The organism is Paraburkholderia xenovorans LB400, from assembly GCF_000013645.1.
Taxonomy (GTDB): Bacteria; Pseudomonadota; Gammaproteobacteria; order Burkholderiales; family Burkholderiaceae; genus Paraburkholderia; species Paraburkholderia xenovorans.
Map to the genome: position 1 here is coordinate 1894277 of NC_007951.1, position 22207 is coordinate 1916483.

The 22207-nt window shown below is 62.4% G+C and carries 22 protein-coding genes; 11 read left to right on the forward strand and 11 right to left on the reverse strand.

What is annotated here, in order from left to right; all coding sequences use genetic code 11:
* Positions 1 to 5 precede the first annotated feature (5 nt).
* From BXE_RS08285 to BXE_RS08295, 3 genes are read left to right on the forward strand one after another with little or no spacing between them, the layout of a single operon-like run.
* Entirely contained in the window at positions 6 to 2051 is a 2046-nt protein-coding gene (locus tag BXE_RS08285) for an acetyl/propionyl/methylcrotonyl-CoA carboxylase subunit alpha (protein ID WP_011487904.1), read from the forward strand.
* 14 nt (positions 2052 to 2065) lie between these two features.
* Positions 2066 to 2518, forward strand: coding sequence for a MaoC family dehydratase (locus BXE_RS08290; protein ID WP_011487905.1), 453 nt, complete (start codon positions 2066 to 2068; stop codon positions 2516 to 2518).
* Positions 2515 to 3387: an HpcH/HpaI aldolase/citrate lyase family protein gene (locus BXE_RS08295; RefSeq protein ID WP_011487906.1), complete on the forward strand. Its 873-nt coding sequence runs from the start codon at positions 2515 to 2517 to the stop codon at positions 3385 to 3387. The genes BXE_RS08290 and BXE_RS08295 overlap by 4 nt, the downstream gene beginning before the upstream one ends.
* A 70-nt stretch (positions 3388 to 3457) precedes the next feature.
* Here BXE_RS08295 and BXE_RS08300 read toward each other — a convergent pair whose 3' ends face one another.
* The 8 genes from BXE_RS08300 to BXE_RS08335 are packed head-to-tail and all read right to left on the reverse strand — an operon-like array spanning position 3458 to position 11347.
* The gene (locus BXE_RS08300) at positions 3458 to 5074 is read right to left on the reverse strand and encodes an AMP-binding protein (protein WP_011487907.1); all 1617 of its coding nucleotides are present in this window, start codon (positions 5072 to 5074) and stop codon (positions 3458 to 3460) included.
* A gap of 16 nt (positions 5075 to 5090) precedes the next feature.
* On the reverse strand, positions 5091 to 5795 hold the full coding sequence (locus BXE_RS08305; RefSeq protein ID WP_007182229.1) for an ABC transporter ATP-binding protein: 705 nt from the start codon (positions 5793 to 5795) through the stop codon (positions 5091 to 5093).
* Positions 5788 to 6570 (reverse strand): ABC transporter ATP-binding protein, encoded by a 783-nt coding sequence (locus BXE_RS47840; protein WP_011487908.1) that lies wholly within the window; start codon positions 6568 to 6570, stop codon positions 5788 to 5790. Before BXE_RS47840 ends, BXE_RS08305 begins: the two co-directional genes overlap by 8 nt.
* Positions 6567 to 7544 carry a branched-chain amino acid ABC transporter permease gene (locus BXE_RS08315; RefSeq protein WP_011487909.1) on the reverse strand — a complete coding sequence of 326 codons (978 nt, stop codon included), beginning with the start codon at positions 7542 to 7544 and terminating at the stop codon, positions 6567 to 6569. The genes BXE_RS47840 and BXE_RS08315 overlap by 4 nt, the downstream gene beginning before the upstream one ends.
* A gap of 2 nt (positions 7545 to 7546) precedes the next feature.
* Positions 7547 to 8419 (reverse strand): branched-chain amino acid ABC transporter permease, encoded by an 873-nt coding sequence (locus BXE_RS08320; protein WP_011487910.1) that lies wholly within the window; start codon positions 8417 to 8419, stop codon positions 7547 to 7549.
* Positions 8416 to 9354, reverse strand: coding sequence for a CoA-transferase subunit beta (locus tag BXE_RS08325; RefSeq protein WP_011487911.1), 939 nt, complete (start codon positions 9352 to 9354; stop codon positions 8416 to 8418). Before BXE_RS08325 ends, BXE_RS08320 begins: the two co-directional genes overlap by 4 nt.
* Positions 9351 to 10181, reverse strand: a complete 831-nt coding sequence (locus BXE_RS08330; protein WP_011487912.1) for a CoA transferase subunit A — start codon at positions 10179 to 10181, stop codon at positions 9351 to 9353. The genes BXE_RS08325 and BXE_RS08330 overlap by 4 nt, the downstream gene beginning before the upstream one ends.
* Positions 10178 to 11347, reverse strand: a complete 1170-nt coding sequence (locus tag BXE_RS08335; protein ID WP_038456396.1) for an ABC transporter substrate-binding protein — start codon at positions 11345 to 11347, stop codon at positions 10178 to 10180. Before BXE_RS08335 ends, BXE_RS08330 begins: the two co-directional genes overlap by 4 nt.
* Positions 11348 to 11797: 450 nt before the next feature.
* Here BXE_RS08335 and BXE_RS08340 point away from each other — a divergent pair, with 450 nt between their 5' ends.
* A complete protein-coding gene (locus BXE_RS08340) occupies positions 11798 to 12586 on the forward strand; it encodes an enoyl-CoA hydratase/isomerase family protein (RefSeq protein ID WP_011487914.1) in 789 nt (262 codons plus the stop codon).
* 31 nt (positions 12587 to 12617) lie between these two features.
* On the opposite strand, the gene BXE_RS08345 is transcribed toward BXE_RS08340, so the two are convergent.
* On the reverse strand, positions 12618 to 13385 hold the full coding sequence (locus tag BXE_RS08345; protein ID WP_011487915.1) for an SDR family NAD(P)-dependent oxidoreductase: 768 nt from the start codon (positions 13383 to 13385) through the stop codon (positions 12618 to 12620).
* Between the two features lie 196 nt (positions 13386 to 13581).
* On the opposite strand from BXE_RS08345, the gene BXE_RS08350 reads away from it, so the two are divergent.
* Positions 13582 to 14283: a TetR/AcrR family transcriptional regulator gene (locus BXE_RS08350; RefSeq protein WP_011487916.1), complete on the forward strand. Its 702-nt coding sequence runs from the start codon at positions 13582 to 13584 to the stop codon at positions 14281 to 14283.
* Positions 14284 to 15042: 759 nt separating this feature from the next.
* Here BXE_RS08350 and BXE_RS47845 read toward each other — a convergent pair.
* Positions 15043 to 15168, reverse strand: a complete 126-nt coding sequence (locus BXE_RS47845) for a hypothetical protein (protein WP_267886361.1) — start codon at positions 15166 to 15168, stop codon at positions 15043 to 15045.
* Positions 15169 to 15908: 740 nt separating this feature from the next.
* Here BXE_RS47845 and BXE_RS08355 point away from each other — a divergent pair.
* The 6 genes from BXE_RS08355 (at position 15909) to BXE_RS08380 (ending at position 21495) form a co-directional block, all read left to right on the forward strand.
* Positions 15909 to 17540, forward strand: a complete 1632-nt coding sequence (locus tag BXE_RS08355) for an AMP-binding protein (protein WP_011487917.1) — start codon at positions 15909 to 15911, stop codon at positions 17538 to 17540.
* A gap of 96 nt (positions 17541 to 17636) precedes the next feature.
* A complete protein-coding gene (locus BXE_RS08360) occupies positions 17637 to 18044 on the forward strand; it encodes a Zn-ribbon domain-containing OB-fold protein (protein WP_011487918.1) in 408 nt (135 codons plus the stop codon).
* Positions 18041 to 19261, forward strand: coding sequence for a thiolase family protein (locus tag BXE_RS08365; protein WP_011487919.1), 1221 nt, complete (start codon positions 18041 to 18043; stop codon positions 19259 to 19261). Before BXE_RS08360 ends, BXE_RS08365 begins: the two co-directional genes overlap by 4 nt.
* The gene (locus BXE_RS08370; RefSeq protein WP_011487920.1) at positions 19258 to 20217 is read left to right on the forward strand and encodes an alpha/beta fold hydrolase; all 960 of its coding nucleotides are present in this window, start codon (positions 19258 to 19260) and stop codon (positions 20215 to 20217) included. The genes BXE_RS08365 and BXE_RS08370 overlap by 4 nt, the downstream gene beginning before the upstream one ends.
* Before the next feature lie 5 nt (positions 20218 to 20222).
* The gene (locus BXE_RS08375) at positions 20223 to 20984 is read left to right on the forward strand and encodes an enoyl-CoA hydratase/isomerase family protein (protein WP_148222929.1); all 762 of its coding nucleotides are present in this window, start codon (positions 20223 to 20225) and stop codon (positions 20982 to 20984) included.
* Between the two features lie 4 nt (positions 20985 to 20988).
* Positions 20989 to 21495, forward strand: a complete 507-nt coding sequence (locus BXE_RS08380) for a thioesterase family protein (protein WP_011487922.1) — start codon at positions 20989 to 20991, stop codon at positions 21493 to 21495.
* Between the two features lie 28 nt (positions 21496 to 21523).
* Here BXE_RS08380 and BXE_RS08385 read toward each other — a convergent pair whose 3' ends face one another.
* Positions 21524 to 22033: a MarR family winged helix-turn-helix transcriptional regulator gene (locus tag BXE_RS08385; RefSeq protein ID WP_011487923.1), complete on the reverse strand. Its 510-nt coding sequence runs from the start codon at positions 22031 to 22033 to the stop codon at positions 21524 to 21526.
* Between the last annotated feature and the right edge of the window lie 174 nt (positions 22034 to 22207).

The following is a 22207-nucleotide window of genomic DNA, read 5'->3' on the forward strand; positions in this document are numbered from 1 at the left end:
CAAACATGTTCGAATCCATTCTTATCGCGAACCGTGGCGAAATCGCCTGCCGGATCGCACGCACCAGCCGCCGGCTGGGCATTCGCGTCATCGCTGTCTATTCCGACGCGGACCGTGGCGCGCGCCATGTTCGCGAGGCCGATGTCGCGGTGCGGATCGGTCCGGCGGACGCCACGCGCAGTTATCTCGACGCCGACGCGATCATCCGCGCGGCGCTCGAAACCGGCGCGAGCGCGATCCACCCGGGCTACGGGTTTTTGTCGGAGAGCACGCAGCTTGTCAACCGCTGCGCCGAGCACGGCATTGCGTGGATCGGTCCACGCGGCGACGTGATCGAGCGCATGGGCTCGAAGATCGAATCGAAGCGTATCGCCGCCGACGCGGGCGTGCCGTGCGTGCCGGGTTACCACGGCGATAACCAGAAGCTCGAGCATCTGCTCGAACAGGCGCGCGCAATCGGCGCGCCGCTTCTGATCAAGGCGAGCGCCGGTGGCGGCGGCAAGGGCATGCGGCGCGTCGACGACCTCGACGATTTCGCCGCGCAACTGAGCATGGCGAAGCAGGAAGCACTGCGCGCATTCGGCGACGACCGTGTGCTGATCGAAAAGCTGATCCTGCGGCCGCGCCATCTGGAAGTGCAGCTTGCGGGCGACCGTCACGGCAACCTCGTCCATCTGTTCGAGCGCGAATGCTCGATCCAGCGCAACTATCAGAAGGTGTTCGAAGAAGCGCCGGCGCCGCGTCTCGCGCCGGCCGTGCGCGAAAAACTGCTCGACGCCGCGCTGAAGCTCGGCAACGCGATCGGCTACGACTCGCTCGGCACGGTCGAATTCGTGCTCGCCGAGGACGCCGATACGCCGTACTTCCTGGAGATGAACACGCGCCTGCAGGTCGAGCATCCGGTCACCGAAATGGTCACGGGTCTCGATCTGGTCGAACTGCAGATCCGCATTGCCGCGGGCGAACCGCTGCCGATGCAGCAGGACGCGGTCGCTGTCACAGGCTGGGCAGTCGAGGCGCGCATCAATTGCGAAGACCCTGCGCATGGGCATCGGCCGGAGTTCGGCACGGTTGCGCGATATAGCGAGCCTGCGCTGGCCGGCGTGCGTGTCGACAGTGGTATCGAAAGCGGCTCGGAAATCGCGCCGCACTATGATTCGATGATCGCGAAGGTGATCGGTTACGGCGCGACCCGTACGCAGGCGGTCGAGCGTTTGCGTGCCGGCCTCGGCGCGTTCGAGGCCGCCGGCATCGGCACCAATCAGAGCTTGCTGTGCGCGATCGCGGATCACTCGCTGTTCCGCGCGGGCCGCTTGACCACCGGCTTTCTCGCGGAAGCATTCCCCGGCGGCTGGCACGACGACCCGGCGGACTTCCGCTACGCGGTGTGCGCCGCCGTGCTGCATCGGCTCGCGGCACGCGCGGCGCCGGGTCCCGATTACTGGCACAGGCAAAGCGGACACCGCTTCATGGCGGCGGCGGGGCGGCGGGCGGCCGCGCGCATGCGGGTTGCCCTGGACGGCGACGAACAGCCGGTCAGTGTCGAACGCGATGGCGAGCACTGGCTCGTAAAAACCGGCGACGAGGCCGCGCTCGATCTCCAGGTGCGCGCGCTTGCCGAGGACCAGTTGCTGCTGCTGCCGATGCATGGCGTGCCGCGCCGTTACACGCTCACCGCCGACGGTGCGCATCTATTCGTCAATCACGTCGGCACGCGCTGGCGCGTGCTCGTTGTGAGCGAAGTGGAAGCGCTGGCGCGCGTGGCTGCGCAAGCGGGCGTGCAGGGCAGTGAAGTGGCATCGGAAATGCCGGGCGCCGTGACGGCAATTCATGTCGCGCCCGGCGACCAGGTGGCCGCGGGCGACGTGCTGGTCGTGATGGAAGCCATGAAGCTGATCTTTCCGCTGGTCGCGCCGCGCGACGGCACGATCGCCGTGGTCCGTTGCGCGCTCAACGAAATCGTGCCGCGCGGCCATGTGCTCGTGCAGCTGGAGCCACTGGCGGCACCGGCGGACAGACCGGCGCCGGCGGCCGAATCCATCGACAAATAAAGGGCGATACGGATATGCGCGGACTTTACTTCGAGGAATTCACGGTCGGGATGCGGTTCGATCACGCGCTCACGCGCACCGTCACCGAATGGGACAACATGCAGTTCTCCAACATGACGATGAACCCGCAGCCGCTGCACGTCGACGCGCATTTCGCGGCGTCGACGGAATTCGGCAAGCCACTCGTGAACAGCCTCTTCACGCTAGGGTTGATGATCGGCATCTCCGTGTGCGAGACCACGCTGCGCACGACCATCGCCAATCTCGGCATGACCGACGTGAGCTTTCCCGCGCCGGTTTTTCAAGGCGATACGCTGCACGTGAGAACCGAAGTGCTGTCGTTGCGCGCGAGCGCTTCGCGGCCTCGCGCCGGCATTGTCGAGTTCAGGCACACGGCGTTCAATCAGAACGACGTCGAAGTCGCGCGCTGCACGCGCGCGGCATTCATGCATCGGTCCCCGGCGTGAGCGCGGCGCAATCGTGGCTGTTCGTGCCCGGCGACAGCGCGCGCAAGATCGAACGTGCGCTGCAAGGCGACGCGCACGCGCTGATCTTCGACTGGGAAGATGCGGTGGCGCCCGCGGCAAAAGCGGCGGCGCGGCAGACCACGGCGGCCGCGCTCGCTGCGGCGGGCGCACCGGCCGGGCGCTGCTGGATTCGCGTCAATGCTTTGTCGACAGCGTATTTCGACGACGACATTGCCGCGCTGCCCGGCGCCGCGATTGCGGGAGTCGTGCTGCCGAAAGCGTGCGGCGTGCGCGATATCGAACGGCTCGGCGCAGTGCTGGAACAGTGTGAACGCGCGAACGGGCTTGCTGCCGGCGTATTGCGGATCGTCGCGATCGTGACCGAGTCGGCGGCTTCGGTACTCGCCTTATCGGAATTCCGTGCGCCCGTATCGAGACTGCACGCGGTGATGTGGGGCGGCGAAGATCTCGCGGCCGATCTCGGCGTGGCGAATAATCGCGAGACCCGCCACGACGCTCATGCGGCCTATCGGGCGCCGTTCCAGCTCGCGCGCAATCTGACGCTGTTTGCCGCGGCCGCGGCAGAGTGCCTTGCGATCGACGCGGTCTTCACCGACCTGCATGCGCAGGACGCGCTGCTCGCCGAAAGTGCCGCGGCACGCGCCGACGGTTTCGGCGCAAAGGCGGCGATACATCCGGATCAGGTTGCCGTCATCAATCGTACGTTCGCGCCGACCGCGCAAGAACGGATGTGGGCGCAACAGGTGATCGCGGCGTTGGACCAGCAGCGGGGCGGGCTCGCCGTGCTCAACGGCAAGATGCTCGATGCGCCGCATTTGAGGCTCGCGAAGCGCATTCTTTCGCGCTAGCCATCGGGAAAGAATGATCGGGTGCCGCACGTCGCCGGCCGGAGCGGGGCGGCGTGCGGTAAGCCGGCGATTAGCGGCGTACTTCGATTCCCTCGCGCTCGCGGTCCCAAAGCTGCGCGCGGCGCGCGTCGGCATCGAGTTTCAGCTTGTATTTTTCGAGCTTTTCGCTGGCGGTCTTCGGCAGTTTGTCGATGAACTCGACAAAGCGCGGCACCATGAAATAGCTCATGTGCTCGGCGCTGAAATGCACGACGTCCGCATGCGTCATCGACTCGCCGGGCTTCAGCACGACATACACCATCACGTCGTCTTCGCTCAGTTCGGAGGCGACCGGAATCGCGGCCACTTCATGAATCGCCGGATGGCGGCACAGAATCAGCTCCACCTCGTACGCGGAAATATTCTCGCCGCGCCGGCGAATCGCTTCCTTCTTGCGGTCCATGAAAAACAGGTAGCCGTCTTCGTCCAGATAGCCGCGATCGCCGGTCTTGAACCAGCCATTGTCGAATTCGCGCGCCGTTTCCTTCGGCATCCTGTAGTAGCCCTTCATCATGCTGCCGGGTTTGAGCGGCAGCATGTAGATTTCACCGACCCCGCCGGCGGGCAGGTCGGTGCCGTCGTCGGCGACGATGCGCAGTTCGCATTCGCCGCGCGGTTTGCCGGCCGAGCCGGCTTTTTCCGCCGGGTCCGAGGGCGTGAAGCGCGTCATCGCAAAGTTTTCTGTCATTGCGAACACGGATGTCAGCACCACGCCGAAGCGTTCCTGAAACTCGGAGTAGATCTCTTTGGGCACCGGCACCGCCATGCACAGGCGCAGCTTCGTTTCGCGCTCATGCGGACCGGGCGGCAGCTTCCAGATGATGTTGGTCATCGCGCCGAGCGTATTGAACTGCGTCGCGCCGGTTCGGCGGATGTCGTCCCAGAAGCGCGTGGCCGAAAAGCGTGGCGCGAGCGCGATGGCCGCATCGGCCCAGAGCGCCGCGTAACACGAGTAATACGCGGCGTTGCCGTGAAAGAGCGGCAGGCACGTGTACAGCACGTCGTCCTCCCGATAGCCGAAATCGACCGTCAGCGCGCGACCCACCGCATGACCTTGCGAATGCGGGCATTGCACGCCTTTCGACGGTCCGGTCGTGCCGGACGTGAACATGATGAGCTGCGTGTCGTCGTAAGCGACACGGTCGAGCGGCGGCTGGCTCGCGTCGTCCGATTCGAGCTCGGACAGCGCATGGACGGTGCTTTCCGCGTTGTCCGGAAGGCTCGGCACACCGTTGCCGCCGTGGATGAAATACTGCCTGATTTGCGGCACCTCGCTTCTGATTGCGGCGACCCGCTCGCTCCATTCTTCATCGACGACGAAACACACCGAGTCCGATTTATCGAGGAAATAGCGCATCAGCTCGCCTTTCGCGGCGGTATTGATCGGCACCGCCACCGCACCGATCTTGCTCAAGCCCCACACCACCCAGAAAAACTCCGGGCAATTGGGCAGCATCACCGCAACGTGGTCGCCGTAGCCGATGCCGTGCGCGATAAAGCCGTTGGCGTAGCGGTTGGTGATCGTCTCCAGTTCCGCATAGGTGTACCGGCGGTCCTGCCAGATCAGGAAAGTCCTGTCCGGAATACGCTGCGCCTTGTCCGCCAGGATGCGGCCCATCGTCCGGTCTTCCAGCTCGTAATCCTGCATTGCCGTCTCGCTCCTTCTACTCGCCCAGATAGGCTTTGGTTAGTTCCGGATGGGTCGACATCGCCTGCGCGGTGCCCTGCATTTCGACCCGCCCGTGCTTGAGCACATACACCTGGTCGGCCAGCTTCAGGACCAGATGCGCGTTCTGCTCGACCACGAGAATGGTCATGCCAAGCTCGCGCAGCGTCTGCAAATGCGCGAAAACCTGTTTCGTGATGACGGGTGCGAGGCCGAGACTGACTTCGTCGGCGAGCAATAGCCTGGGGCGCGACATCAACGCGCGCGCGAGTGCGAGCATCTGCTGTTCGCCGCCGCTGAGCGTCGAGCTATCCTGTTTCTCGCGCCGCGCGAGCGACGGGAACATCTCGAGCATTCGCGCATAGTCGTGGGCAATCTCGCTGCGCGAGCGGCGCGTGTGCGCACCGGCAAGCAGGTTTTCGCGCACCGTGAGGTCGGGAAACATGCCGCGGCCTTCCGGCACGTGCGCAATGCCGAGTCGCACGATGTGTTCGGGTTTGGTCCGGCCGATGTCGCCGCCGTCGAAACGGATCGTGCCGCTGCCCGCGCGCACGAGGCCGCTAATGGTGCGCAGCAGGCTCGTCTTGCCCGCGCCGTTGGCGCCGAGAATCCCCACGAGCTGCCCTGCGCCCACTTTCAGCGACACGTTCTGCAGCGCGCGGATCGCACCGTAACTGACACACAGGTCGTTGATTTCAAGCATCGGCCGGCACCTCGCCGAGATAGGCCAGCAGCACACGCGGGTCGCTCAGCACGCTGTCTGCCGTGCCTTCGGCGATCACGCGGCCGGCGTCGAGAACCACCACGTGATTGCACAACCGGCGCACGAGTCCCATGTTGTGTTCGACCAGCAGCACGGACAGTCCCTGTTCGCGCTGCAGATCGAGCACGACGTGCCCGAGATGATCGATCTCGGCGTCGTTGAGTCCGGCGATCGGTTCGTCGAGCAGCAGATGGCGCGCGCCCATCAGGATCACGCGCGCCAGTTCGAGCAGCTTGCGATGCCCATAGGGCAGGCTGCCAGTCACCATGCCGAGGCTTGGGCTCAGGCCCACGCGCGCGGCGACCTGCATCGCAGCGTGGCGCGCCTCGGCTTCCGCGCGCCGCACGCCGGGCAGGCCGATCATTTCGGCGAGCACCGAATAGCGGAGCGTGCGATGGTTTGCGACCATGAGGTTTTCGAGCACGCTGAGTTCCGGAATCAGTTGTGGATGCTGGAATACGCGGCCGAGTCCGAAGCCCGCGATCTGATCGGGACGGCGGCCTATCAGGTTCGTTTCACCGAGCCGGATGGTGCCCGCGCCCGGCCGTGAGATGCCCGAGATGCAGTTGAGCAGCGTGCTTTTGCCGGCGCCGTTCGGGCCGATCAGACCGACGATACTGCCGGGTTCCAGCGTCAGCGAGACGTCCTGCAGCGCATGCACGCCGCCGAAACTGACGCTGATCGATTCGATCGACAGAGTGGCGGACGGATTCATGATCCCGCCTTGCGCCGGGCGCGCAGCAGACTGGTGAGCCCGCCGGGCAGCAGGATCACGACCAGCATCAGCGAGATGCCGAAGATCAGGCCCGGCGCGTCCTTGAAACCGCGAAACGCTTCGGGCACCGCGACGTAGAACGCCGCGCCGAGCAGGGCGCCGCGCACGCTGCCCATGCCGCCGATCACGATCATGGCGAGAAACATGATCGACATGTTGACGTCAAAGCTTTCGGGATTCACGTAGCGCACCACGTTCGCATATAAGCCGCCGGCCACCGCGGTGTAGAACGCGCTCAAGGCGAACGCGACGACCTTGTAGCGCGCCACGCGAATGCCGATGCACGCGGCCGCTGTTTCGCTTTCGCGCAGCATCGAGAGGGCGCGGCCGGTGCGGCTCGACGCGAGCCGGAAAGCGGCCCACGTGCCGGCCGCAAGCGTCGCGGCGATCACCCATGCCATGCGGCTGCCGTCCGCAACGGACATGCCGAACAGCGACGGCATCGGCACCTGCATGCCGCCGCCGCCGCCCGTGACCGTGCGCCACTCGAAAATCACCTTCTGTGTGACGATGCCGAAACCGAGGGTGGCGATCGCCAGATACAGGTCCTTGAGCCGCAGCGCCGGCAAAGCGATCAGCGCGCCGATCACGGTCGCGAACGCGCCAGCGAGCGGAATGGCGAGCCAGAACGGCACGCCCCAGCGCTGCGCGAAAATGGCCGATGCGTACGCGCCGATCGCGAAGAATCCCGCATGACCGAGACTGGTCTGGCCGGAGAAGCCGGTGAGGATCGTCAGGCCGATGGCGACCAGCGCGAAGATGCCGATCAGGTTCAGCAGGTAGACGAAATAGCCGCCGCTGAAGAGCGCGATCAGCGCATACAGAATGACAAAGCCGCCGAGAAACCACTGGTCGCGGCTGCTTTTTGCGCGCGCCGGCAGCGCGGTCGTGGTGGTGTGGTTCATCGTCGGCATGATCAGACCTTGGTCGATTTGACGCGGCCGAAAATACCGGCCGGCGCGACGATCAGGACAACGATGATCAGGATGAACGACAGCGCCTCGTTGAAGGTTCCCGACACATACGCGCCCAGCAGATTCTCGACTACGCCCAGCAACAGGCCGCCGACAAACACGCCCGGCAGGCTCGACAGGCCGCCGAGCACCGCGCCCGCAAAGCCCTTGATGAGCAGCGGCGCCATCAGGTTGACGTCGAGGAACAGGATCGGCGCGACCAGGATGCCCGCCACCAGACCCGCGACGCTGCCCATCGCCCAGGCGAGCGCGAACGAGCGGCTCACCGAGATGCCCATCAGCTTCGCGACCGCCTGGTCCTGGCTTGCCGCGCGCAACGCGATGCCGGCTCGCGTGTGACGCAGAATGAGCGTAAAGACGATGATCATCGCGACCGAGACCAGAATGGTCAGCGCACTGTCGGGCGATACGTTCACGCCGAACAGCCTGAACATCGGCAGGTCGGCCACGGGGCTCGTGAACACATTGGTCAGATTGCCCCAGATCATTCCCGCCACGCTGTGCAACGCCATGTTCAGCCCGAGCGTGGCAATTACCGCATTGATGGTGGGCGAGCCCAGCAGCGGCCGGATGATCAGTTGCTGCACGACGATTCCCTGCAGCGCGGCGAACACGATCGCGGCCGGCAGCGCGATCCACCAGCTCAGCGAATAGGTGTTGAGCATCGTGTACGCGACGAAGGTCGAGAACATCGCCATTTCGCCCTGGGCGAAGTTCGGCACGTCGGTGGCTTGCAGCACCAGTACGACGGCGATGCCGATCAGCGCATAGAGGCTGCCCGAAGCGAGGCCGCCGATGATGAGTTCCGCGGTCATGTGGCGCTCTCCTGTGCGTGCTTCGTGTGCTTCGGGTTCGAGGGCGGATTCGACGCGGCTGGCAGGGCGCTGCCCGCGAGCGCTTTCAGACGCGTTTTGCGCGCCTTGCCGCTCAGCATTTCGAGGAAACGCAGTCCGCGCGGATCGACGAGCGTGTCGAGCAGTTTCAGTTCCTCGGCGGTGGGCGGCGCCGATACGGCCACGTCCGCGTGCCACTTGAGTTCGAAGCCGGTATTGCGCTCGACGTCGGCGCGCGTCACGCCGGGATGGAGATGCGTGACCTGCAGGCGTCCGGCCGGTCCGCTCGCCATCACACACAGATTGGTGATGACGACGATCGTCATGTCGGCACCGCGGCCTTCTCCCGGATGTCCCGCGCCGCTGCAGAAATCGAGCGACGGCACGAACACCTGGCGCGTATGGCGCGGCGCATAGTAGTAGAAACGCTTCGCCGCCGTGGATGCGTCGGGGATACCCGCCGAGCCGGGCAACCGCAGCGTTGGCCGTTCGTGCGCGCCGATGCAGACATTGTTGGTCGCGCCCATCGGATCGATCTGCGCGGGGCGCATGAATTCTGTCCAGCGCGGTTTGCCGCCGAGAAAAATCGCCGGCATGTACAGCAGATTGATCTGCAGATAGTCGAGCCATACTGACGCGCGGGGCACGGTGTCGAATTCGTCGTGGCCGAGCGTCAGTGCGCGCGTGCCCTCCATCAGCGTATTGCCGTTGGGGCACAGGCTCGTGCAATTGGGCGCATGCATGTGTTTGGCGAGCATGTAGGCGGACGTGGAGAGAAACGTGCCGATGCCTTCGGCGAGAAAGTCGCCGTCTTCGATCAGGCGGGCCATTGCGACGACCATCTGGTCGGTCTGCGCGCGCTGTTCGTCTGACAGCAGGAGGTCGCTCATTGCCGCGGAGTCTGTTGTGTCGCTCATACCAGCGCTCCGGTTGCGGTTTCAAGCCACTGCTGCCAGGCGCCGCTATCGCTGGTGCCGGCCGTGCCCGCGGCATCGGCGTAATCGAGTACCGCCGCAAGATCCAGCGGATGCTGCGGAAAGCACGAAGTCGGAAGGCTTCCGCCCGGCACTTCCACGAGATGCGTTACGAAAATGCCCGGCAGTTGCACACCGCCGTCCATTGCGCGAAGTTCGTCGGGCTCGACAATGGTTTCAGCCGTGACGATCGTGATGTCGGCGATCGCCGGCAGATGACGATCGAGCGCAAGCTGGCCCTGCAGGCTGCAATTGCCGAAGCGGTCGGCGGCGCTTGCGTGGAGAATCGCGACGTCCACGTGCAACGCGGGCACCGCGAACAACGTCGCCCCGGTGAGCGGACAGGCAAACGCTTTCAGGTCGGGCCGCACCTTGGGGAGATCCGTGCGGGCGATATCGCCGCGCATCGGCAGGAACGGCACGCGCATGGCGGCAGCCTGCACGCCGTAGCTCAGCGTGTATTCGGTCTCTTCGATCAGTTCGAGCGTGCCGTCCTGCACGCCGCGCGTGAAATGCGGCGCGAAGCCGGCCACTTCGAGGCCTGTATAGCAACTGCGCAGACGCCGCACGCAACCGGCGCCGATCAGCAGATCGGTTTCAATGCCGCCCGTGAGCGTGACGATTTCCAGATCGCGCCGCCCTGCCGCGGCGAGTGCGAGCGCGGCGGCGACCGGCCGCCGGTACAGCGTCATGCCGCCAAGCGCGACGGTGTGGCCGTCGCGCACGGCGGACAGCGCGTCGTTGAGACCGGTCCGTTTGTCGGGATTCATTCGGCCTTCATCCAGTCGGTCTTGATGACCCACTTGCCGTCTTCCGCGCGCATGAACGCAACGGCGTTGCTGCCGGCGTGCTGCGTGGCGGTGAACGTGATCGGGCTCATCAGGCCGGTGTTGAAATTGTTCATCTGTTCGAGCGCGGCGACGATCTTGTCACCGGTCGGCTCACCCTGCACGTGCTTCAACGCTTCGACGAAAATCTCCGCGGCGTTATAGCCGTGCATGCTGTACGTGGTGGGCGGTGTCTTCGGCAGATACTTTTTCTGGCGCGCGATGAAGTCGAGCACCGCCGGTTTTTTCGAATCGAGCGGTTCCATCACCGCTACCGCGATTGCGCCGTTGACGAGCGCGGCGCCCGCCAGCGTGAATGTCTGCGGATCGCCGAGCGCGCTGTGGCCGCTGAATTGCGGCTTCCAGCCCATCTTGTTCGCTTCGCGCATGATCAGCGCGCCGTCGCGCGGAATACCGAAGAACACCACGTCTTCGGCGCCCGACTGGCGAGCTTGCGACACCACACCGCTGAAATTCGACGTGCCGCGATCGAACGGCAGCTTGGTGAACGGCACGTTGTCCTTTTTCATCCGCGCTTCGAAGCCCGCTACCGCGTCCTGACCGAAATCGTCGTTCTGGTAGATGGCGGCGATTTTCGTGTGCTTGAGCGTTTTCACGAGATAGGTGCCCAGTACGTCGGCCTGCAGGCGCACTTCGGGAAGCGACGTGAACACGTAACGCTGTGTCGGCGTGGTCAGTTTGTGGCTGAACGCATAGGGCGCGATGATGGGCAGCTTGCGTTCCTGCGCGTAGGGCAGCATTGCGGTGACGCCCGGTGTGCCGGTGGGCGACACGATGGCGACCACGTTGTCCTGTTCGGCGAGCTTCTTTACGCCGGCGAGCGAGCGCATGGGCTCATAGCCGTCGTCTTCCGCAATCAGTTCGAGCTTGCGGCCGTTCACGCCGCCCTGGTCGTTGATGTAATCGACGTACACCTGAATGCCGTCGCGCACGCCCTGGCCGAGCAGCGACATGCCGCCCGAAGCGGGACCCGTGAAGCCGATCTTGATCGGGTCCGCGGCGAACGCGGGCGCGGCGGCGCAAACGCACGCCGCGCAGGTGAACACGGCTAGCACCGCGCGGAATACCGACGAGCGAAAAGCGGTCATGGGTGTCTCCTGATTCTGATTTTTTCTGGCTTGGGAAGAATCCCGCTTGCCGTTGGTTGTGCCGGCATGACGCCGATGCGGCCCCGTGAAACTTCCGCCTGAGCCCATGCCGCCCACCAGCCTCGCGTTCCAAACCAGCTTAACGCCATGCTGACTGCGATGTCAACCAACTAACCGTGCGGTCAGATAACTTACTTCGTGATATTTTTCTCGCTGTTCATCGTTCTGCCATCAGGGTTTCGGGCCGACAGGCAGGTGGGAGAAAATGTGCTTGAACTACAGGGAAACCCCAATCTCGATGTGTGAAGCGACCCGCGGTTTCGACCCTCGGTAGCTCAATCTGACCAATGAGTCAGTCCAATTGACACGTGGTATTCATGCGGCTATCGTGGGCGGCGAATCCGGGAGGATTGGCGGCCCGGAAAGTGTCGGACAGAGGGAGAACCCAGCATGAGCGAGCCGTCCGTTGTCGCAGTGAGCCGCGCCGGCACCGTCGGCGTCATCGAGCTCGCACGCCCTGAAAAATTCAATTGCCTGTCGCTTGCGGTGTTCGCGGCGATCAGCGCGGCTGTGGACGCGTTCGAGACGCCTGAGTCGGGCGTGCGCTCGATCATGATCTGCGCTCAAGGCAAGAACTTCTGCACCGGCGCGGATCTGGACGAAGTGCTTTCGCTGCGCCAGGAGATCGGCGATATGCGCCGTTTTATCAGCACTGCGCACCAAACCATGAAGCGGCTGTCCACGAGCAGCCTGCCGGTTGTTGCGGCGTGCCAGGGTTTATCGCTAGCCGGCGGCTTCGAATTGATGCTGGCCTGCGACATTGCGATCGCCGCACGAGATGCGCGCTTCGGCGATCAGCACGCACAGTACGGCCTGCTGCCGGGCTTCGGCGCGAGCCAGCGGATTCCCCGTTTGATCGGGTTGCGCCGCAGCATGGATCTGTTCTTCTCGGCGCGCTGGCTCGATGCGCAGACCGCGCAGCAATGGGGTCTCGTGAATCGCGTCGTCGAAGCGGGCGAACTGAGGCAGGCGGCGCTCGACTACTGCGAGGAGCTGGCCACGCGCAGCCGCATCGGGCTTGCAACGATGAAGCGGCTGGCGCGCGAGGGACTGGAAGGGTCGCTGGAGGCGGGACTGAAGCTGGAGGAGGCGGTCGTGCCGGGCGGCCTGCTGGAAGACGACGTGAGCGAAGGACTGGCGGCGTTCCAGGAGCGACGCTCGCCCCGGTTCCGCTCATAGGTTGCGGGCCGCACCCGCGCGGCCTTTCCGATCAGACTGCCGAGATACCGCCCGTGATGCTGATCGCCTGACCGGTGATCTTGGCGGCGGCCGGCGACGCGAGAAACACCACCAGGCCCGCCAGTTCTTCCCTCGTGACCACGCCGAGCTTCGCCATCTTCTCCGCTTTGCCGAACAGCTTGCCGGCAAACGGGTCCGCCATGATCTTGCCGTAATGGTCCGTGCCGCTCGTGATCGACGGCGTGACGACGTTGGCGCGCACGCCGTCGTACTTGCCTTCGGTGGCGAGTCCGCGCGTGAACATGACGATGCCGGCCATTGCCGCGCCGATCACGCTTTCGCCGGGGGTTGGCAATTTGGCGGCGTCCGATGCGATGTTGATGATTGCGCCGTGCCGCGCTTCGCGCATGTAGCGCAACGCGGCGCGGCTGCAAAGAATCTGCGCAAACAGGCAGCGTTCGAGAATGCCGGGAATCTCCGCGACGGCGATTTCATGCAGCAGCCGTGGCATGTCGTTGCCGCCGGTCGAATTGACCAGCACGTCGATACGGCCGAGCGATGCCATTGCGTCCGCCATGATCTTTTCCGCAATCTGCGGCTGCGCGGCATCGCCAATGGAAAGCGCGATAGTCGCGCCCGGAAAGCGTTGTTGCAACTCGGCCTGGGTGGCTTCGGCGCGCGCGGCATGGCGGCCGTTGATAAGGACGCCGGCGGCGCCCGCTTCGAGCAGAGCTTCGGCGCAGGCGCGGCCAAGACCCGCCGTGCCGCCGGTGATGACGGCAGTGGTCTGATTCAGCATCCGGTAGGTCTCGAGAAGAAGTAGAAGAGGTGTCGCCCTAGTTTAACCACAACTTGACTGCAGGGGCAACAGACCGACCTATGGGTTAGAATGGTGTCCGATCAAATTTTTTCAAATCATTTTTTGAATCACTCACTGAAATGAAACAGAAAGACGGCTTGCTTCGGTTTGCGCATGGCTTTTGCGGAGTGCGTGTATGAGCACCTGGAAGAATGCGGTGTTGGGCGCGAGCGAGCAATTCGATCGCAAGCGCGAGGTGCTGTTGCGCGAGGCGGCGGCGTCGTTCAACCGGAGCGGCTATCACGGCACGTCGCTCGCTGAAATCGCGAAGAAACTCGGCGTGACGAAAGCCGCGTTGTATACGTATGTACCGAGCAAGGAAGAGCTGCTTTATTTCTGCCACGATTCGGCAATGGACAGCGCGATGGAGATTCTCGTGCAGGCGCGCGCGGGAACCGGAACCGGCCTGCAGAAACTCGCGGCCACGCTGCGCGGCTATCTGAACCTGATGCTCGGCGAGGACGGCAGCTACGTGGTTCTGCTCGAAGAGAACGCAATGAAGCCCGTGCACATGCGCGCGATCATCAAGCGGCGGGACAGGTTCGAACAGGGGTTGCGCGATCTGGTCGAGGAAGGCATTGCGGACGGCAGCATCGTGTCATGCAATGCGAAGCTCGCCATTTTCATGATCATGGGCGCAATGAACTGGAGCCGGAAGTGGTATCAGCCGAGCGGCAGCTGGTCGGGCGCTCAGATTGCGGTGGCGCTTACCGAGATTCTCGAACGTTCGTTAGCGGGCACACCCGTCGCGCAGCTGATCGCGGATCCGGGCAGCATTGAGGTAGAGGAGCCGGCCGAGGAGGCGCCGGTCGCCAAGGCAAGGCGGCGGCCGGCGTAAAGCCGGCCGGCATGGAACGCCGCCCGCTGGTTCAGATTCGACGCGTTCTGGACACGGGCTTGCCCCAAGTCCGGGATGCGCAAATGCGGGGATCGTCGATACCAGCGAAACAGCAGGGGGCTGAATGCAAAAAACCCCGTAAGACTTTGATCTTACGGGGTTTCTCGAACTACCTCGGCTTAGGTTGAAACTAGGCCGGAACAACTAATGGTGCCAGGAGAGGACTCGAATACTATACTTAAGCAATTGAATTTAAATGGAAAAATTAGTTAATTCGTGTTGCATATACGCATATGTATACGCAAAACGATCGGATTTCCTAGGACGTTGTTTTGTCGTGGATGGTCTCAAACATCAGCGATGCTGGGGTGGCTCATCAGATCGGGGAGATTTGTTCTTTTCGTGGGGTGCAGGTGGTAGGAGGTTCAAATCCTCTCGCCCCGACCAAGGAAAATCAAAGGGTTACGGATGGGAGTCCGTAACCCTTTGTCGCTTTTGGATTTTTTACCCCACTTTTTACCCCACCGCCTTCGCGTTTGCATAACGGATGGGAGCAACGAGCGTGGTAGCGATGGCGCTCCGACCCATATGAGAGTCGACCTCACTGCTCGGCGTTGGTCGCGTGCTAGAGATCATCTCTCGCTGTTCAGCGCCACGCGCAGTTGATTTCGCACCTGTGCGGTCCTCCGAATCCCTCCGTTTCCCCTCAGTAGGCGGTCCGAGTAAATCCGCTCGGTTCCATTTGACACCGCAAAGGCCTCAGAGCAGCAAGGTTTTGGGGATGTCATTCTTCTTGCCGCGCTCCCGCCTCAACTTCATCGGCTGTCCGCGCTGTGGATCGCCAAGCTGGCCGATCCCGGGTATTACGCTGACGGCGGCGGCCATTACTTCCAGATTTCCGGTTCGGGTTCGCGCTCCTGGATCTACCGTTGTGCCGTTCGAGTTAGCTACGGTTCAGGCTGTTGCGTAAGCGATCGATCGGACTTTGTATCTGGATGTTCTGCTTCTCGGTCCATGTTTCTTGTTGGATAAGGATTTCCCGTCGATGCGATGACCGTAAATAACCTCCGGCTACACATCTAGCTACACATTTGAGGACGGGGGCGCAATAGCGCCAGCATGGACCGCGAGCTCTTAGCGTTGCGCGCATCCGCTGTATGGGCGCAAATCTTGGGGATGGATTGCATGCCGTTCGTGCGTAATGTGCGACATGCAGCTGCTCTCTACGGCAAGCGTAGATAGTTATAATCAAAGACATATTAATATATATAAATAGCACTACTGATATTTTCTAAAATGACTGGAATTGGACTTGTCAATTGGGTGATGCACGTGAGAAGACGGATCGTTGATCAGGTACTTAAGTTATTTTTAGATGGGGCTTGGCGAGATCACGGCAGTCAGGAATATGGGCAAGCTTGCGGTACCGGCACAGCCTGCCACGGGCAGCCCGCTTGTGCCTCCCCCAAGGCGAGCACTTTGGCCCGGCGCGACCGCAAGTCGGGTTTTCGCTTCGCCTCTGACCGCGGGTTTATCCAGGCGAGCGTCTCACGAAAGCGAACGAGCATCATTGCGCATATCATTTCATGTGATATGATATAGTTAACACCAAATCGGAGACGACGATGAAATTACAGCCAGAAAGCCACGGTCCTTACGCGGTCATGGAAATGTGCGTCGGGGACGCGCTGGATGAGGCGGCGCGAAAGTGGCCGGAGCGCACAGGTTGGGTTTTTGAGGAAGAGCATATCTCCTATCAGCAGATGAAGGAGCATGTCGACCGGGTCGCCCGTGCGTTGCTCGCGAGCGGGATCGAGCGCGGCGACGTGGTTGCAGTGTGGATGCCGAATCTTCCGCATTTCGCGTTCATTGAGCTCGCCTGCGCAAAGATTGGCGCGATTATCGGCGCGATCAATACGCGTTCGAAGGTCTTCGAGGTCGAGCATTTTATGAAGCATAGCGAGGCGAAGCTCCTCGTGATGGTCGACCGTTTTATCAAGCATGATTTCGTCGCAACGCTGAACGAGGTTTGCAGAGGCGAAGCGAGGCAAATTGGTGGTGACGTTGCGGCCGGCGGAGTCGGGCAGTTGCGCAAGGTGGTGAGCGTGTCGTCGGCGCCTGATAGTCGTGCTCAATCGTGGACCGCCTTCATCGCACTTGGGGAGTCCGTCACGGCCGAGGCACTCGCGACGATTCAGCGTCAGCAGAACATTGACGATCCGATTCTTATCCAGTACACCTCGGGCACGACATCGCTTCCCAAAGGTGCGCTCTGCAACCACCGTTACGTCCTGAACTTCGGTGGGGTGCTGATGCAGAGACTCGGCATGGAGGAAGGCGACGCGTTTCTCAATACCCAACCGTTTTACCATGTTGGGGGATCCTGCGGCGCCGTGCCCGCTCCCCTTACGCTGGGGTGTACGGTCGTCAGCGCCGAATACTACGAGGTCGAGCGCATCCTCTCGCTAATCGAGCGTGAGCGCTGTGTGGCCCGCTCGGGGTATGGCGCGATGTATATCATGGAGATGAATCATCCGCGTTTTCGCGAGTTCGATCTGTCGAGCCTGAAGGCAGGATGGTGTGTCGGTACGGCCGAGCTGATGAACCGAGTTCGCAACGAGATGAACATCCCTGGTCTGCTGCAGATCTACGGTGCGACGGAGGTAGGCGGTACGAGCGCGTGGGTCGATGATCCGTGGGAGTTGCGCTCTAGCAGTTGCGGCTCGCCAATCTACGGCACCGAATTGAAGATCGTCGATCCGGCCACTGGCGCGACGCTTGCGTCCGGCGAGATCGGCGAGATCTGCATGCGCGGTTGGTGGAAGATGAACGGCTATCTCAAGCAGCCGGCCGAGACGGCTAGCACGGTCGACGCTGACGGATGGGTGCACACTGGCGATCTCGGGCATGTCGACGAGGCTGGCAATCTTTATTTTTCCAGCCGGCTGAAGGACATGCTGAAGATCGGTGGCGAGAATGTCTCGGCGCAGGAAGTGGAAGCGGTGCTACTCAGTCATCCGCGCATCGCACAGGTTGCGGTGATCGGCGCGCCCGACGAGCGTCTGACCGAAGTGGTCATGGCGATCGTTGAGCCGCGTCATAACGAGCAGGTCACGGAAGAAGAAGTGATTGCATATTGCGCGCAGCGGATGGCCAACTTCCGCGTGCCACGTTATGTGCGCATTACGCAAACGTGGCCGCTTACCGATAGCGGAAAAATTCAGAAACACAAGTTGCGCGAGCAATATCTCGTCTGACCACGACAGTGGGCGGACCGGTTGTGACCGGCTCCGCGGCCATAAATCTGCGCCAACGTGGCTCGTTGCTACGCAGCGCGTCACAGGAGACAACCGGTGAAGCACGTTACATATCCCCGATCCTCTCTCGACAGTGAGCCGTACTGGGAAGGTTGCCGTCGCAGAGAGTTGCGTTACCAGCATTGCAGTGAGTGCGGCGAAGTCGTGTTTCATCCGCGGGCGCTGTGCCCGTATTGTCTGACGGATGCGCTCACATGGAAGGTATCGGCGGGACGCGCACGGATCTATTCTTTTTCGGTGCAGCATGTCGCGTTGCGGCCGGTCGATGGCGAGGACGCGCCCCGCGTGCTCGGTATCGCCGAAGTCGACGAAGGATTTCACATGTTCGCTGAATTCTTCACCGACGACCTCGATTCGCTGACGATCGGCGATCCTCTCGAAGTTCTGTTTGCGAAAATTGACGACTCGCTCGTACTTCCCAAGTTCAAGGTGTTGCCACGATGAGTACGAACGCATTACGCGGTAAGGCCGCGATCGTCGGTTTCGGCGACAGTTATTGCAAGCGTGGGGAAGTTAAAAGTGCGATGCGACTGGCACAGGAAGCGACGCGCCGGGCGCTCGACGACGCAGGACTCAACAAGGACGAAATCGACGGGCTGCTGACGGGCCGCGCGCCGATGTCCGATCAGCGTCACCAATGGAACAACATCTTCGCGGCGTACAACAAGATCACTCCGCGCTATGCGTCGGAAATCACCATTCATGCGGCAGGCATGAACTCGATGCTCAAGCATGCAGCGCTCGCGGTGACGAGTGGCGTCGCGCGCTTTGTGTTATGCGTGGGCGCCGACGCGGCCGCGAGTCAGCCGACCGTGCGTGCGCAGATCGGAGGCATGGATGCGGACCCCGAATTCGAGCAGCCGTACGAGCCGATCATTCCGACGATCTACGCACAGATGGCATGCCGCCTGATGCACGAATATGGCATGAGCGAAGAGGATTTCTCGGCGGTTGCGGTGCAATGCCAGGAATGGGCTGTACATCATCCGTACGCAGCGAAGGGACACAAGGGCCTTGTGACGATCGACGACGTGATGCGCTCACCAATGATCGCATCGCCTTTGCGGCTCTGGCATTGTGCCCCTTGGGGACCACCCGGGACCGCCGGCGCCGTGATCGTGACGGATGCCGACACCGCGCGCTCGATGTCGGACCGGCCAATCTATCTGCTCGGGGCGGGCGAATGTCAGACGCATGAATACCTGAGCGACCGCATGGCGTTGCGCAGCAGCATCCTTCCGCTGGGTGATCTGCCAAACATTACGTCGACTGGGTGCCGCGTGGCGGGAGACGCGGCGTTCAGTATGGCGGGTTTGCGTCCCGACGACATCAATGTCGTGCAAACGGCGTCTCAGTTTGCACACGTCGAGTTGCAGGTGCTCGCAGAACTTGGCTTCACTGATCTAAGGGCCGCGGGCGAATTCGTGCGTTCCGGCGCGACCGGCCCGCAAGGCGCATTGCCGACGAACACAAACGGCGGATGGCTGTCGTTTGGTCAGCCAGGCGTGTCATGTGTGATGGACAGCATCAGCGAGACGATCCGGCAGTTGCGGGGTGAGGCGCTTGGGTTACAGGTGCAGGATGCTCACATCGGACTCGTGCACGGGAACGGTGGCATGCAGGCGTGCCACAGCGTTGCCATTCTCGGGCGCGAGCCATGAGCGCGCTGGGTCTTGCCGCGATGGGCAGCTATACGGTGGGCGGCCGGGCCGTGACGGTTGAAGGTCGTGCAAAGCGTACCGTTGCCCTGTCAGCGGGTCTTGGCCTTGACTATGATCCGAATGGGCAATTCTGGATCGAACAGGCGTACGTCCAATACTTTGTTCCGTCCACGCAACGCGTCGAATGGCCGCTTGTGCTGATTCATGGTGGCGGCCTGACCGGCAGCGCCTGGGAAACGACACCCGACGGGCGGCCCGGGTGGCTGCACGATTTCCTGGTGGCCGGGTTTGCGGTACATGTTGTCGATAATGTCGAGCGGGGCCGTGCCGGCTTCTGCGCACTGGAAGGCGAGTGGGATGGCATGCCGATCGTGCGCAGCGAGCAGGAGTCGTGGGCGCTGTACCGGATTGGCGATGCGTCGGATTATGTACGCCGCATTCCTTATGCGGGACAGCGTTTTCCGTACACCTGTCTCGGCGAGCTTACGCGTCGCACGGTGCCGCGCTGGCCCGCGACGATCGATGCGCAACGGCGCGCGCTGCTGGCGCTGATTGAGCGGCTTGGCCCGTGCATTGTGCTAGGACACAGCCAGGGCGGCGGTTTCGCGATCGAACTGGCTGCAACACGTCCTGATCTCGTGCGCGCGGCCGTCGCGCTTGAGCCTCATGGGAACTTTTCGTCGATTGGATCGGTGGCGCTCCATAACCGCCCGTTGCTTCTCGTGTCCGGTGATTACTTCGCACAGTCCGCGCTTTGGCGCGATCTCGACGCCAAGGCGCAAGGTGCGCTCCTGGCATGGGGGCGGGCAGGCGGTATCCCGCACACGCTGCGGCTCAACAATCAGGGCCTGCCAGGGCACTCGCATATGATGATGATGGATGAGGGCAGTGAGCGTATTGCGGCGCTGATCGTCGAATGGCTCTCCGATGTGACGGCGGGACAGCCGCGAGGATGAACAGCATGACTCCCGAACTGAATCAGGATAATCCCGGTAACGGCTTCGTCGATGTCGTGGATGAGGGCCGTCTACGTTATGTGACGATCTGCCGCGAAAGCCGTGCCAATGCGTTGTCGGTCGCGATGTTGGGATCACTCGCCGATGCGATTGCGTCGGCTGGCCGTGTGTCCGCAATCGACGCAATCGTACTCCGGTCGACAGGTGTGAACTTTTGCGCGGGCGCTGACATGGGCGAACTGAGAACGCATCGCCGGCAACAATATGACGCATTGCGCACGCTGATCGCCGCACTCGACAAGCGCGCGGTGCCGCTACTGTGTGTGATGCAAGGTAGGGCGCTTGGCGCGGGGTGCGTGTTGTCAGCGCTCGCGGATGTCGTGATTGCGTCCGACGAAGCCACGCAAGGCTTTCCCGAGATGCGCTTCGGTATGTACCCTTCGCTGGTTCATGCGGTGCTTGTACAGAAATTGCCTGAGCCGCTCGTGTATGCGCTTTGCGTCGGCGCGCGGGTGTTGAGCGCGCACGATGCGTGGTCGCTCGGACTTGTTACCGAAGTGCTTCCTGCGGACGATTTCACGAAGTGCGCGCGCGACCGCGTCGAGTTCTATGTGGCGCGGACCGCCGCGGTCCGCTACGGCCGCGAGATGATGGATCAGTCTGCGAGAGAGATGCTGCTGGCGCGCGTGGCGAAAGCGGAACATATCATCGACCGTAACCTTGCCGATCCCGAGGTGGAAGCGATGCTGTCGAGCTACAGGAAATGACGCGATGACTTCGATGTCATCATCGGACGTGAACGACGCCTGGTTCTCTGCGAAGCCGGTTCAGGTGGACGACGCATGGATCGATCACAATGGCCATATGCATTTACCGTTTTATACCGTGTTGTTCATTCGTGCCGTAGGAGAGGTGATGGAGCGACTTGGAATTGGCGAATCGTATACTGCCCAGGGGCTTGGATCTTTCTTCGGTGTAGAAAATCATGTCCGTTACCTACATGAACTGAAGGCTGGTGAGACGGCGCAAGTCGAACTGTGTCTGCTCGAGTGCGATGCGAAGCGGCTACACTGGTGGGCGCGTATGTCGACACATGGTCAAGCGATTGCAGCGACTTTCGAATTGCTATCGTTGCACGTCGATCAGCGTGCGCGGCGTGTTGTGCCTATGCCGGATGGGGTCTACACAGCTGTGCGCGATTTCCCCGCGCGTCATCGCGAACTTGGACCGCCTCCACATGCATGGCGTGTCGGAACGTTGGCGGTCACAGGAAGCTGAAGAGGGCGTCGTCGCGCGTGCTGGGGTTTTATTCGGGTTCGTCGTCGACGGGGAACGTCTCGAAAGCATGGTCCAGTTTGCCGATTAGCTTGAGCAGCTGTTCGGTGCCGTCGGTATGGATCGCATCGGCTATCTCGCGTTCGAAGTGCTCGAGAATTTCGAGGAGGCGCTGATACAGCGTCCAGCCACTATCGGTTAATGTCAGCAGAATGAGGCGCTTGTCGTTCTCGTTGACGGCTCGCGTGAGCCTGCCGCTTGCGGTCAGGCGCTGCGTGGCGCGGCTGACTTTCGCGCGATCCATGCCTGTGTTGTCGGCGATCTGGAACGTCGACATTGGCCCCTTCGATGCCAGCACGTTGATAACACGCGATTCCGGGATGGTAATGCCCAGGTTCTCGGCGTAACGCCTGGATGCGATCGCCGTAATGCGCGTGGTAATTCTCAGCAGCCGGTAGGGTACAAAGTGCTCGAGATCGAACCGGCGCATGGCGGTGTTTGGCGATTTTTTCGACTTCGAGGATGGCTTGCGTGAGGTCATCAGGGGCGTTGGAGGTCTATCAGTAAATATCCCGGCGACGGCCGGGTGTAGCACAAGGCGTCTGCAACTACCGACTGGCTACATGCCTTCCCGGGCGATCGTATCATTTTAATTGAAATCATCATAGTCACAGCAGGCAGGTGCCCGGCCGGCTCGACACTGCCCTGATCCCTC